Below are 13,319 nucleotides of genomic sequence, written 5' to 3'. Positions count from 1 at the left end.
CCCTACATCTTCAGCTGGGTGTTTTCTTCAGAATCGACCTTCCAAACCCCGTTTACCTGCAGCAAAATAATTCTTTCCTCATATTTGCTTACCCAAAAGTTGCCGCCGTTTTGCGCCGCATTAATAACGATGGTAAACTTCAGGAATGCCCCTTCCTGATTATTTAATTGGGGGATTTGATTAAAGCTTATATCGTCAAGGCATAAAGACTTCATCTGTCTAGTATCCTTGTTTTTGATGCTTTCCGATCTGAAATTCGGGAAAAATTTGTCCAACGAACTTTGGAAATTCGCCGTCGTGTAACCGCTTCCCGGCATTTGCGACATTGCTTCAAGCTTCTTATAATCGGTAGATTTAAACTCTACCAACCACCGGGCTGCCGCTTCATAAGCAGCTTTTTCTTTGTCTGTTTTGGTGGCATTATTTTGGACATAAACCTGCTGTCCCAAGCTGTACAAAGATAATCCGGAATTGGCGGGAAGGTTCTGCTCCGGCGCAGGCCCAGGTTCAGGTTTGCTTGGCGCAACCGGGTCAGGCTCGCTTGGCTGATTCGGTTCAATCTTTTGCTGGCTTTGGGGCTCGACACTGGACTGGGCTTTTGTTTCGGTTTCGGCTTCGGTTTTGATTTCCGGCTGCGGAGCTTGCTCCGGTTCAGTCTCTTTAATCGGCTCAAGCTCTTTTTCCGGGCTTTGATTGTCTTTTTGAATCTGCGTCTCCTGCTGAGCCGGGGTATTTTGTACTGGCTCAGTCTTTTTGGGGCTGCAGCCAAAAAGAAGCATAGACAAAACAAGAAGCAAAATGGAAAATGTTTTAACTCTTAACTTTAACATGGTCGTATCCTCCTTTCGGGCCTACCGGAACATCCTCATCACCTATTTTGATATAGGTTTGGGAAAGTGTTTTATTCTCCGACGGGTCAGCAGTTCTGCGACGTTCGTCCATATTCATCTCCATTTCTTCCAGTTGAGACAATATGGCGAGCTTGATAAATCTTTCCCTGCTCATCCCAATCGAAGCGCTGAAGCCTTCCGTTCTTTGATTCAAATTGTCAGAAACATCCAATTCCCATTTAAACATATCCTTTTTCCTCCTAAAAAACAATGTTACTAAAAAAGAAAGTTATAAAAACAAGAATGAAGTAAGTATATAGCATGAAGAGATCAACACAGCTCCTCCTCCAGGAAAGGGTCTGCTTTTGACGCCATTGGCAAAGGAATTGTTGTTTTCTCCGATAGCGATTAATACTAGCGAATCTGTTTTTACATCATGAATCGTTCGGGATAAGCCTTTGACCCTTACAGTTTGAAAAAAGAAATAAAAGAAAGCTGAAAACATGAAGATAGCTGAGTTAAAGAAGAAGGCCCCGGGTGTTAAAAACAGGCTGAGAGCCAACAGCAATTTAACATCACCTCCCCTCATCGCCCCGTGGGAATAGACGAATAAGAGAATTAAGAAAAGGAAAAAGAAAGACAGACAGTAACTTGCGGAATATGCTTTGGCGTATATAAGATAAAAAATTCCGAGAATTAAGCCCGGAATCGTCACCCAATTATATATTTTCCGCTTCCGCCAATCCGTCAGAACACAAATTGACAGCAGTATTAAAGGGATCAGCAATGCCAAATCCTTAACCATTTCCTGCATCATCCTTACATTTCAAATTATGGCGAGATTTTCAAAGCAGCGTCTTTGGCTACTTTGATCGTCCAATAAGGGGTTGAATTTACGATTTGGGTCAAGCCGCGCTTTACTCTGACTTCGATATAAACCACGTAGGACGGCTCCGTGATAGCGTGACCATCAATCGGGCTTACCGCCGGCAAAACATCGGAATTATAGGTATGATAATAAAGCGTTGCTTTATTGACATATATAACCGGCGAGCCAGGAAGGGGATTCAGACTATTGTCTAATGATAGATTTTTCTTTACCATCTCCAGAAAAACAACGTCCGCTTGCACTGGGTCTATTGCCAAAACCCCTTGGTTTAATTTGGCCTGGTCGGTTTGCTGGCTGGCCGCTAAAGCGGCAAATTTCACACTGTCCGTTATTCCCCGCTTGATGTTTATGGCGTGGTAGTAGTCCGTCCCCCAACCGATAAGGGCAAGAGAAATACCCAGAAAAATCAGCAGTTCAATTAGAGATGAACCCCGGTCGTCTTGTATTCTTTTATATAGCTTCTTCATAAACACCTCACTTAAGGCAAATATTGACTCATAATCGTTTTGGTTACCGTAACCGTCTCCGATTTTGCAACCGGATGACCGCTTGACCAATCGGTAAATTGTCGGGGTCCGGTTATGGAAATGGTTATATATTGTCCGTAAGCAACGCGGCTTGCATCACTGCCCGATCCGGTAATCGTAAATAAACCGGTATCGACGCCGGTGTGTTTCAATTGATCTTTAATTAGATTCCGGACCTCTGTCGTGGTTCCGCCAACAATGGCAGCCCTTTCCAATCCGAGATTCACGGCGTTAACCATGGAGCCCTGCAGGTTGTTAAGGAAAAACATTGATATGAAGGTGAAGAATATCGCTATCCATAAGGCAAAGACGATTAGGAATTCAATCAAGGTGGAGCCCCGCTCATTATGGGGGTTTCTCATTGGTTTCTTTCGTAATTTCAGCATATTTTTAAGCGGATAGCACACGTCTGAACGCATGCTATCCGCTCTCTCCCTTCCTCCTCCTCAAGGTGAGGAATATTTTCATTAAGGAGTCGTGATGTTGGTTATACTGGTATTCATATCCGTCAATTTGCCCCGGATGGTAACAAACAGCACTGATACGGCTGCTACTGTAGCCAGAACACCGCCGAAGATCCAAATAATATTTTGAACGAGATCTCCGCCTTCATCTTGATAAAGGTTTTTCAGAATTTTGCCCATAAAAAAAATAACCCCCCCTTCTTAATTCAATTTGCTCATTCCGGCTGAGTCATTGGCTATTTTAGCGGTTATTGTATTGTAAAGAATCACCGCAATGCCTACTGTTGCCAGAATGCCCCCGAACAGCAAGACGATATTTTGAACCAGATCCCCCCTTTCATCACACAGCAATGCTGCCAGACAGCGGAAAATTTTTTTCACATATTGCCACCCCCTCACATGATTTGGCCAAGGCTTTGGTTAGCCTGGTATAAGAGCGGGACAAGAATGATTACCGGGATCATGATAAAAGGAATGGCGGTCAAGGCTTCGACAAGCATTTTTTTGTTTTTGTACCGCCTTATTTCTTTTAATCCCTCAATATATTCAATGTCCCGGGACCGGCTGGCCATATAGGCAACCATATTGGAACTGTCGATAGTAATAGATTGCATCAAAATATCCGCTAGGTTTTTCAATTCATTGATGTCCGTTTCTTTACTCAATTTGGCAAGCGCTGGTTTGGGCCCTGTAATGGACATATCCTGCAGGAGTTTCTCCAAGTGAGGCCGTAATTTATTGGTCGCGAATAAGGCCCCACGAATAGAATCGGCTATGGTTTGTCCTGCTTTTCTCAAATCAACGATATAGGCCATGATTTCCGACAACTCATTAATGAGGGTATTTTTGTACTGGTTGTAAAAATACGAAAGCATGGCTGTGGGCGCTATGCTCCCCACAAAAAAGCCGGTACAAATCAGCCCTATTGCCATCAGCAAGTCTTTTGTGGAAAAGCCTGCAAAGCCAAAAAGAATGGCGAATATGACGGGGGATAATTTTTTAAAAGTCCTAAATTCCGCATAACCCACCGGCATTGTTCCAGGTTGTTTGAGTATTTCCAGCATGTTTTCCGAACGATTCTGTCTCGGGGTTTTGCTTAATAATTTAGAGATATATTTTGCCGTCTTTTTGAGAAGTTTTTCTAAAGCAGGTTCCTGGGCTTGTCTATACGAAAGCTCGGTAGTGCCGAGAGATTTTATCTTCTTCGACTCCCTGCGGTTCGTCTTAATAAAAAACGCTGCCAAAAGCAGCATTAAACCCAGGGATATTCCTATAGAACAAATCAAAAGTATCGTCATATTTGCTTAATCCTCCATTGATAAGAATTTCATCAGCAGCGTGCCCTCAATTAAGACAGAGATAATGATGGCATTCGTATAAAGGTGTCCTAATGAAGATTGTTTTACCAGTGCCAATGAATCGGGCCAAACAAGGCTCACGCCCAGATACGTAAGAATCATTACCAGCGTAAAAGCCACCGCTTTGGAGATTAACGGATTAAGATCCTCTTTAATGGATTGCGCCCTGTTTTTTCTTGATCTGATTTTGTCCGTAAGCCTGTATAAAAGCTCTTCCGTGCTGCCTCCGGCCAGTCTCGAAGAAACGATAACATTGTAAAAATCCCTGAATGACTGCAGTTTTAAAATTAAAGACACTTTGTAGACAACCGTGCCAAATTCTTCTCCTTTATTCACCCGGGACTGGATTCTTATGAACAAAGAACGCATTTGAGAAGGCATGGCGGCAATTGAATCCCAGGTCGCGGCTTCAAGATTATTACGAACAATATAATTGTTTAAGATAAGACTGAAAGTGTTCAGGGCCTGTTTATTCAGCCTTCTTCGCGTACTGTGATAGATAAGATTTATCATGACCCAGGGTATCAGCAAGCCGATGACCGTAAAAATAATCATGCCGAAAATATTATGGCTGACGATTACAGCCCCCGGATTCTGGTAAGTGGGATTTGGAATTTTTTCTGAAAGGGTTAATATTGAGAGGAAAAAGGAAATAAAGCTTAACCCGATACTCATAAAAAAGAGAGCTTTTAAGCTCACCTTCAGATTTGTTATATAGATTCTTTGCTCATAATATCTTGCAATATTGCTTATCCTGATGTTGCTTTTCACTTTATCCTGTAATTGGCTAACCCTATCATTAAAGAATGCGGATACCTGCTTCTTTTCATTTTTTCTAAGAAACCAGGCGGTTACGGATACTAGGAGCCCAATGCTTATGCCATAACAAAGAACAAGCGTCATACCAACCACCTCTTAACATCACCGGCGTTCTTTCTGCCCTTGGCCATAAGACGGTAAACAAGTTTTTTGCTGATGGGGTTAAAAATCATTTTTCCGTCGCCGTCTCTTTTAAAGATATCTTTAATCACAATATTGCACTCCGCATCCAGCTCCAATTCAGCGACTTGGGTGATTTCAATTTTTCTGTCCACAATCCCCAGCTGGATAATGATATCCACTGCCGTGACGATTTCAGTATTAATGACCTTATCGCTAACGTTGGAAATCGCTTGAACCTTGGTTCTTAATTCCTGGCAGCATGCTTCAGCGTCATAGGTATGAATGGAAGCCATTGTATTGGCATGGCCGGAGCGCATGGCCCTAAGCGTATACATGGCTTCGACTGGAAAACGGATCTCACCGACTAAAATCACATCCGGGTCCATCCTCATAACCTGCGGGTAGATTTCCTCCACCCCGATAGGATTGTACTTAGTGTCGCGTTCCAGCATTTCAACAACCTCCAAACCGGGGTAGTATTTTACCAGCTGCAGCTCCGGCCCGTTTTCGATGGTGATGATCCGCAAACCGCTTTGGGGATCGCCCGGACCGTTTTCATCCGGAATAAGATCCTGAAATATCGAGGCCAGGGTACGGATCAAGGTTGTTTTCCCGGTATGGGTCCCCCCGCTGACAATGATCGTGGCACCCGCTCTTACCACATCCCGGATAAAATCAAGCTGCCGGAAAGAATGTTCCTCGCCTGGGATATTTGTGATAACTTCATACTCTTTGTTAGGAGAGTTGCGGAGTTTGCTTCTCTCCGCTGTCTTTAACGTCCCGATCTTTTCAAGTTCTTCCAGAGAGAAGTTTTTGTCCCTGAATCTCCGGATATTTAAGGTGATTCCATGGCTGGGGACGATGGCGCTTTTATTGATGACAACTCTGCTTCGATCCGGAAGCCAGGCATTGTCCACCATAGGGCTGCCCTCGTTGGCTTCCGAGTGGCAGGTGAGCAGGATGCGTTCCGTTATTTTCTCAAGATGGGCCAGATCGGCAAACTGAATATCCTTTGCCAAATACCGGACTCCATTCTTTTTATAGGTGATTTGATGCGGACCGTTTACGCATATTTCTGTGATCTCCGGCTCAAGAAGGAGGTCATGGATAACATCATAGCCAATAATGGTTTTATAGGCCTCCCAGGCAATTTTATCGATGCTCATACCGGGCACGTCGAGTTTCTCATGGCGAATGATATCTTTTATAACATTGCGGATTTGTTTTTGGCTTTCCCCTACCCCATAAATAGCGTCGTTAAGCAATTTGGGGTGGTTTTCAGTCAACATGAACTGGACAATGCTTGTTGTTTTATATAGGTGGGTTTTGCTATCCTTGTCATACGCTTTTGGGTCAGCAGCTTTCGCTGAACTGATTCTCATTTAAGGTTCCTCCAATCCGAATTCCGCATCAGCGTGAACTTCCGAAGCGCGGCGCGGTAAAAAATATACGGTGTTTTTTTACGGCCTTAGATAAATGAAGCTGCAGCAGAATGTTCTCAATTGCTTTATCAAACTTGCCGTATTTCAACAAGGGAATCAGTGAAACCGTGGCGTTATCATAAATCACCTTGGAAACACCGGGTATTGTCCCCAGCACAGGCAGCCCAAGATTGCTCTCAATTTTATTTTTCGTGTACAGCGCCTTATTGGAATACTGGTTGATGATCAGTTTGAATTTATCGATATCCATATTTCGGACATGCAGATTATTAAGCCATTTGGCGGTGTTCTCAATCGTATTTCTGTTTTGATCTACAATGACCAAGACATCTGTCGCTGCCCTAAGCGCCACGTCTGTAGGAATAATCAGCGTATCGCTTTGGACGTCAATAAAGAGAATATCTACAAGATCGGACAGCACAGAGATGATTGTACGGGCTTGCATATCCCCCAGTTTATCTATTAATTCCGGTTCTTTCGTTAATCCCGTCCAACATAATAAATTGGGAAGGTTCTTTGTTATGTGAGCATTTTCCTTAAGCAAATCGCGATAACTATAATTATCCTGCCAAGACTTAAGGATATATTCAATCGAGCTTTCTTTATCTTCCAGCTCTAAAAATAGGTGGAGGCAGGGCGTTATTAACGAAAAATCCAACAACCCAATTTTTAAGTTTGTTCCCTTTGCCAGCTTCCGGGCCAGGTTGCAAGCAAGCGTTGACTTTCCAACACTGCACACACTCCACAAGACGATTATTTTCTTCAACTGCTGATCAACCGCATTATTTTCATCAGCCATATGATTTCCTTCCTCCCATAACATTTACTTTTGAAGCTGAAGCAAGGCAACAATAAAATCTTTGCCGATATTCACCTGTGAATTTTCGATAACATCGTTTATGTTGTAAAGATCCTTGGCATCCCTATCGCGCTGCGCGAGCGAAATCGTTCCCATTGTCTCGGCCTGTTTAATTACTAAAAACTGCTTTGGCGTAACCTTGGCTATTATTTCTGTCGGGATGCCGGTTGTTTGCTCATTGCCTGATAAACTTCCAACCGATGCTGGCCCATTCAAATGCGGGATATCCGCGGAAGATAATATCTTGCCCGCTGAATCGGCAGTCGCTTCAATAAATAAATCCGTGACAATATATCCCGAAAGCGATAAATTGCCCGTTTGTTTCGGGTCAAGTGTTAAAGCAAGATCAACAGTCTGTCCGTACTTGGCAAGACCGGCAATGGAGCCGTTATAATCTGTTTTGAAGGCGATCAATCGCGGATTTTCAACTTCCGTCTTGGTGTTCTGCTCAATTTTATCCAACCGCACCGGATCGCCTTCTTTTAAAGGCCAATTCAGAGTCTTGTTTGCTACCTGGCTGATGCTCTCCGCAGTTCCCGAAGGAACACTTTCCCTTGGAACGCTTTTAACTTTCAATTGCTCTGCGCTTATGATGGTATCTTCGGGAATATTGGCGGCGGCATAAACCACAGGAATCAAGCCCTTGGCATAATCCATATAAAAATAAAGACCCATGCCACTTCCTAAAGCGATAACCAAACCTAAAATAAAAAATACTTTTCTCAAATTAAACACCTTCCTTAATTGTTCACAGCTTTGCTCATCCAATAAGCATTGGTTTAATCCAGCAAAGCAGAATACTCATATTTTTCGAGTGAAACTATTCAAAAAACTCAGGCCTGCCAATCATATAGAAACCTGAAGAACTTGCACCGGAAACACGGGTTACCGCTACATTGTTCTCCCCGGCATTGCAATTGGCAATCAGCAGATTTCCGTTTTGCTTTCCCACAATGATGCCCACATGGCTTAAGTCAGGATAGAACGCCAGATCCCCCGGTTGTGCGCTGCTCCAGTTTACCGGCGTACAGGCGGCATACTGACTTGAAGTTCCTGTTCCAATTATCTCCGCCGTACCTGTATTTCCTACCGCGTTGACGAATACCCATGCCACATAGCCGGAGCAATCCAAACCGAAAGACCGCACGGTTCCGGTAGTAGGGCTTCCCTCGGCTGTTACCTTGGCAAGTGTTCCCCACCGGCTGTCCCAGCCAAGGACTGTGGATTTGCCGCCCCAAAAATAACTGACTTTGCCGGTAAGGGAATAAGCGGCCAGCACCACATTTTTGCGCTGCTCGTCCAAATCAGGCGGAAGATTTTGTAAAATTGCAGCGATTTCCCAGGGAGAGAGAGTAATATTCGTATAGCTACCGATTAGCCTTGCAAACAGCTCCCGGTATTTGTCCTGTATTAGCTCATTCACCATCCCCACTTGCTGCGGATTGAAACGGTACAGGACGATCATGTTCACATAAGATTTTGCGGTTACCCGGATATGCAAAACAGTCTCGGTGCTGGTCGTTTCTCCATCCGAATGCTCAATCGTTTCCAACCAGTAGTCGATTTTGTTCATATCCCAAAAGATGTCCCGCAGGATTTCCACCTTTGTGTCGTCAAGGGTGGCGACCTGCATGCCTTTTTTCGGATCGGCGGCCACCTTCACCGCGTAAACCGCCAGGATGTCCCGCCAGTTGCCGACCATATTGCTGCTGCCGTTGTTGGACAAATCCAGCGTGTCATGCGGGTTTTCCCTCTCTATCTGTTCCAGTTTTGCCGTGAATTCTCCGTTCAGCCGACTGACGGCCTCCGACATTACCGGCGTGTTCTTGCCGGCGCCTTCGTTGGAAAAGAAAATTCCGAAAACGGAGCTTGCCATAAGCCCCACAAGGCATATCAGGAGGATAACCACTACGGCAGCCCAGCCGCCTGCGGCAATCAAAGCTATCAGGCTCTTTAAGGCCGCAATGATCGCTTTAATTGTAGCCAGCATTGTTTTTGCCGCTGCCTTAGCTGAGGCCGTCGCTGCTTTCGTTGCGGCCCGGGCTGCCTGCGCCGCCCTTTGGCTAGATTGGGCGGTTTTAACGGCAGTCCGAGTTGCTGATTGCGACGTCTTTATAGCCGTTTTGGCACTGCGTTCAGCGGTCTTGGTCCTTTTTTGCGCCGTTTTAACCATACCCCTGGCCGCTTGCTTTATGTTTTTACTGCTCGTTGCGTTAAGTTGCTTGATCCTGCGACCTGTTTGGCCGTATGTTTTGTCAGTATGCAACGCTGCTTTTTCTGAGCGTTGGAAGACGGGGTTGTGCAAGATCTGTCCCATTCGCCGTTCAGCCATCCGTCTTGTCTGAGCTTGAGCAGTTTTTTCCTTAGTCGTCTGAATCCCTTTGCTATAAACAAGTTTTTGCTCTGTCCTTGAAACATGGACTCCGGTTTCAGAAGTACGCCCTGGCTGGTTCCCATGAGCAATCGTATGCGAGGTATTTGTTTCCCCTCCCCGCCATCTTTTTATTTTCCTAACCGTGTTTTTGCCGTACTCTCCCGCAGCTGCCGCTTTTCGTCCGACTGTTTCCGAACCGTCTTTTACTTTGCCCACCGCATCATCCACATAGCTGCTCTCTTTGTTATGGTCAGTCTGTTCAGCCTGTTCTTTCGTACGGATATAGGCGTTTTTCATCTTATGGGACATATCCGAGGCCTTATCCAACATCTTTATATCTTTAATCGTTGATTTCGTCCTTATCTCTTTCATTACCCCACCTCCTTCCCCGCTGAATTCTAATCTTTTGAAGAATTTACCGCTCCATTACGGAAAGCTGCATCCTTGGGTAATCCTGGCCCTGGCAATATTCCGGATAGCGCAGCCGGATCGCTTCAAAAAAGTAGGGTGCAAAACGGCAGTCAAAAAGTTCATACGGCGCCGAGTATCTTTCTTTTCCCTCCTCCGTCCATCCGTTCCAAAGATTAAAGGCCAGACGGCACAACCGAATAGTTCCTCCGGTCTGCCAAGCAGCCGCAAGGTTTTGCGGTTTGATGCAATTTTCCTTAAAGTCAAATAAGGAACGGATATGCTCCCTTGTTTCCTTGCTAATTCCCATGGCGTAGAAAAAAGATCTGTGGTAGACGTCGGTATTGCCCGCCGCCGCGAGCATATCGTAATAAAAATTCTCATGTTCTTTGCTTGCGAACCTAGTATTTTCCATTGGTTTTTCCTCCCAATATGATAAAAAGCCGTCGTTTCGTACTCGGCTTTCCTCAATAAACTTATAGAATTAGACTTCCGCCTGCTCACCCAGTTTTGTGGTCATCAATCGGTAAAGCCTCGTGTTGTGCGGAAATTGGTCGGTAAAGGGTACCAGAGAACTTCCTACCTTAATGAGCCCGTTCCCCGCGTCGACGTTGGTGATGTAGCTGAGCTGAAGGTCGGAAATATTTAAGAGCCTGGCCAGCTCCATCCTGTCGGTGGAGGCCTGGTTGAGCATGACAATGAATTCGCTGTTGGCCAGCATCGTTCTCGCCGTGTGGCTCTGCAGCAAATCATCGACGTTCTGGGTTATGCCTGTGCAAAAGGCTCCATACTTCCTAACGCGCTTCCACAGGGTGAAAAGGAAGTTGGCGGAATACTCATGCTGAAACAACAGGTAGATTTCATCAATGATAATAAAAGTGTTCTTTCCCTTAGCTCTGTTCTGCGTAATCCGGTTCAGGATGCTGTCCAGGACCACCAGCATGCCGATAGGCAAAAGCTGCTTGCCCAAGTCCAGGATGTCGTAGCAGATCAGGCGGTTGTTGACGTCCACATTGGTCGGCTTGGCGAAAGTATTCAGACTGCCGCTGGTGAACAGTTCAATAGCCAGGGCAATTTCCTGGGCTTCCGGCTCGCCCTGCTTTAAAAGTTCGGCGTGAAAATCCTGCAGGGTAGGTGCAGGAGCCTGAAAATTGCTTTGGAGGTACTTACGGTAGACACTGGCTGTGCAGCGGTCAATCAGGGACTTCTGCTTGGCCCCCAGGTTTTGGCCGCCGATCAGCTGCTCACATAATGATAGGACAAATTCGGATTTCAGGATGACGGGGTTGGCTCCGTCCCCATAATCTTTGTTCATATCCATCGCATTGATATGGTTCTGGGAAGTCGCTGAAATATGGATGATCTCGCCGCCCATGGCCTTAACCAAAAGCGAATATTCCCTTTCCGGGTCAATCAGAACTATATCGTCATCGCTGGACAGGATCTGGTTGACAATCTCCCGCTTGGCGGTAAAACTCTTGCCGGAGCCGGAAACGCCTAAAACAAAGGAATTACCATTGAGAAGACATTTGCGGTTGGCAATAATCATGTTCTTGGAAATAACATTCTGCCCGTAGTAAATGCCGCCGCTGTGAGAAATCTCCTGCGCCCGGAAAGGAATAAAAACCGCCGTGCTCTCGGTGGTCAGTGTCCGGATCGCTTCAATTTTTCTTAAGCCCAGGGGAAGCACCGTATTCAACCCGTCCATCTGCTGGAACGTCAGGGCGGCAAACTGGCAGAGATGCTTCCGCGCCGTAGTCAGCAGGGTTTCAGTATCACTGTCCAGCTGCTCCTTGCTGTCTGCAACATGCACCATGGTCAGCACCGCAAACATCATCCGCTGGTCGCGGGTGGTGAGGTCGTCCAGGAAATCCTTGCTCTCTTTGCGCTGCTGCTCCATATCGTAGGGTACGACGGCAGAAAAGTTATTGTTCTGGTTTTGCCGCCGCTGCCAGTTGGTGATGTTGGTTTCCACCCCCAGCAGCCTGTTTTCGACCTCCCGTACAGCTTCATCCGTGGGAATGGGGATAATATCCAAAGAGAGCATCATGCTGCGGTTCAAGTCGCAAAGCTCGGACACCATGCTGTCTTTGATGTAGCTGGCGTATTCCCTTAAGAAAATGACGCGCCCGAATTTGCCCCCCATACGGAAATGGTCTTTTTCAAATTCGAAGGTGTCCGGACAAATATAATCCTTGAAATCGTGCCCTTTTCGCATAGTCTCAATTAGGTCGAACCGGAAATACGTTTCCTCTCCGGGGCGGAAAAAATCATGCAGGATACGCAGGCGGTCGCCCGCGTCCAGCTCTACACATTTGGAACCCAAGTGGGAAAAATGGGTAACCAGGTCCGCGCCGATGCGGGAAAAATAGTTCCGCGCTTCCTCAATATTCTTTTTAAGTACGGATACGGTCACGTACTTGTCCTGGACAATGTTGCTTACGCCTGTGGCTTTGTCTAAGAGCATCCGGTTGTATTCCCCACGGTATTCGTCCAGCCCGTCGTCCCTAAGCGGAATGAGGATGGAGTTCTCGAAGTCCGTTTTGTTCAAGCGGCGGTTGTTGATGGTTATTTTAGTAGTCGCTCCGCTGTCTAAGGAATTGAGCAACTCGGAATAGGACAGGAACATCGCTTCCTTGTCTTCTTTGGAGGCTACCGCGTAATTGATGTCCGTAAAGCGAAAGGATTTAGAAAACTTGTTGCCTGCCTTGAAAATTCCGTCCGGCCAGACGGCCTTGATCGGGATAGCCTGCTGTACGCCTTTGGGGATAACAAACTTCTCTTTATCCTGCTTGATAATTTTCTTCAGGGTCTTAATCATGGCGTTTTAATTCCTCCCTTTCCTTGTCTTGAATCGTCTGCTTCAGTGCTTCGTAATAAACATTCGTCGGGTAGAAAGATAGTTTTTTGGGCAGGAGAAACTCTGACTTAAGGTAGGCCCATAAAAACTGTTCCGCCGTCATACCGTGGTAACGGATAAACCCCATCGCCGCAAAGGGGAACGCCCCTAAAATACATACCCAACTCACCGTTTCCGTTCCTAAGACATTCCGCAGCCCGAAGTAGATGCCGACGGCAATGCCAACGGCCAGGAGCGAAAAAATAAACTGCCGCATGGACAGTCCAAAAAACAAGCTTTCGGTATAATCCCGGATCTCCCGGTTGATTTTGACTTCCATAACTTAGCCGCCTCCAAACAAAAAACAGCCCCTTAAAACAAAGCGCC

At 45.9% G+C, this 13,319-nt stretch carries 16 protein-coding genes; all 16 read right to left on the bottom strand.

Translation table 11 applies throughout. The features are described from left to right. Positions 1 to 2: 2 nt before the first annotated feature. Positions 3 to 830: a hypothetical protein gene (locus tag OKX56_RS12795; RefSeq protein WP_287896744.1), complete on the bottom strand. Its 828-nt coding sequence runs from the start codon at positions 828 to 830 to the stop codon at positions 3 to 5. Continuing rightward, positions 811 to 1,077 carry a hypothetical protein gene (locus OKX56_RS12790; RefSeq protein ID WP_287896742.1) on the bottom strand — a complete coding sequence of 89 codons (267 nt, stop codon included), beginning with the start codon at positions 1,075 to 1,077 and terminating at the stop codon, positions 811 to 813. Before OKX56_RS12790 ends, OKX56_RS12795 begins: the two co-directional genes overlap by 20 nt. Before the next feature lie 42 nt (positions 1,078 to 1,119). Next, on the bottom strand, positions 1,120 to 1,647 hold the full coding sequence (locus OKX56_RS12785; protein ID WP_287896740.1) for a prepilin peptidase: 528 nt from the start codon (positions 1,645 to 1,647) through the stop codon (positions 1,120 to 1,122). 14 nt (positions 1,648 to 1,661) lie between these two features. Next, positions 1,662 to 2,186 (bottom strand): TadE/TadG family type IV pilus assembly protein, encoded by a 525-nt coding sequence (locus OKX56_RS12780; RefSeq protein ID WP_287896738.1) that lies wholly within the window; start codon positions 2,184 to 2,186, stop codon positions 1,662 to 1,664. Positions 2,187 to 2,197: 11 nt separating this feature from the next. Continuing rightward, the gene (locus OKX56_RS12775) at positions 2,198 to 2,665 is read right to left on the bottom strand and encodes a TadE/TadG family type IV pilus assembly protein (RefSeq protein WP_287896736.1); all 468 of its coding nucleotides are present in this window, start codon (positions 2,663 to 2,665) and stop codon (positions 2,198 to 2,200) included. Between the two features lie 48 nt (positions 2,666 to 2,713). After that, positions 2,714 to 2,890: a hypothetical protein gene (locus OKX56_RS12770; RefSeq protein WP_287896734.1), complete on the bottom strand. Its 177-nt coding sequence runs from the start codon at positions 2,888 to 2,890 to the stop codon at positions 2,714 to 2,716. Between the two features lie 21 nt (positions 2,891 to 2,911). Continuing rightward, positions 2,912 to 3,091 (bottom strand): hypothetical protein, encoded by a 180-nt coding sequence (locus tag OKX56_RS12765; protein WP_287896731.1) that lies wholly within the window; start codon positions 3,089 to 3,091, stop codon positions 2,912 to 2,914. Between the two features lie 14 nt (positions 3,092 to 3,105). Next, positions 3,106 to 4,008, bottom strand: coding sequence for a hypothetical protein (locus OKX56_RS12760; protein WP_287896729.1), 903 nt, complete (start codon positions 4,006 to 4,008; stop codon positions 3,106 to 3,108). Positions 4,009 to 4,014: 6 nt separating this feature from the next. After that, positions 4,015 to 4,971 carry a type II secretion system F family protein gene (locus OKX56_RS12755; protein WP_287896727.1) on the bottom strand — a complete coding sequence of 319 codons (957 nt, stop codon included), beginning with the start codon at positions 4,969 to 4,971 and terminating at the stop codon, positions 4,015 to 4,017. Continuing rightward, complete coding sequence (locus tag OKX56_RS12750) at positions 4,968 to 6,392, bottom strand: ATPase, T2SS/T4P/T4SS family (RefSeq protein ID WP_287896725.1); 1,425 nt, start codon at positions 6,390 to 6,392, stop codon at positions 4,968 to 4,970. Before OKX56_RS12750 ends, OKX56_RS12755 begins: the two co-directional genes overlap by 4 nt. 28 nt (positions 6,393 to 6,420) lie before the next feature. Beyond that, positions 6,421 to 7,251 (bottom strand): CpaE/TadZ family protein, encoded by an 831-nt coding sequence (locus OKX56_RS12745; protein ID WP_287896723.1) that lies wholly within the window; start codon positions 7,249 to 7,251, stop codon positions 6,421 to 6,423. Positions 7,252 to 7,275: 24 nt separating this feature from the next. Further along, positions 7,276 to 8,046 carry an SAF domain-containing protein gene (locus tag OKX56_RS12740; protein WP_287896721.1) on the bottom strand — a complete coding sequence of 257 codons (771 nt, stop codon included), beginning with the start codon at positions 8,044 to 8,046 and terminating at the stop codon, positions 7,276 to 7,278. An 85-nt stretch (positions 8,047 to 8,131) separates the two neighbouring features. Next, complete coding sequence (locus OKX56_RS12735) at positions 8,132 to 10,057, bottom strand: C40 family peptidase (protein ID WP_287896719.1); 1,926 nt, start codon at positions 10,055 to 10,057, stop codon at positions 8,132 to 8,134. 43 nt (positions 10,058 to 10,100) lie between these two features. Continuing rightward, positions 10,101 to 10,508: a DUF6075 family protein gene (locus tag OKX56_RS12730; protein WP_287896717.1), complete on the bottom strand. Its 408-nt coding sequence runs from the start codon at positions 10,506 to 10,508 to the stop codon at positions 10,101 to 10,103. 69 nt (positions 10,509 to 10,577) lie between these two features. Continuing rightward, a complete protein-coding gene (locus OKX56_RS12725; protein WP_287896715.1) occupies positions 10,578 to 12,914 on the bottom strand; it encodes a VirB4-like conjugal transfer ATPase, CD1110 family in 2,337 nt (778 codons plus the stop codon). Next, positions 12,907 to 13,272, bottom strand: coding sequence for a PrgI family protein (locus tag OKX56_RS12720; protein ID WP_287896713.1), 366 nt, complete (start codon positions 13,270 to 13,272; stop codon positions 12,907 to 12,909). Before OKX56_RS12720 ends, OKX56_RS12725 begins: the two co-directional genes overlap by 8 nt. Positions 13,273 to 13,319 lie beyond the last annotated feature (47 nt).

It is taken from the genome of Dehalobacter sp. (assembly GCF_030063005.1).
GTDB classification, from domain to species: domain Bacteria; phylum Bacillota; class Desulfitobacteriia; order Desulfitobacteriales; family Syntrophobotulaceae; genus Dehalobacter; species Dehalobacter restrictus.
This window is presented reverse-complemented; position numbering and strand designations above follow the sequence as displayed.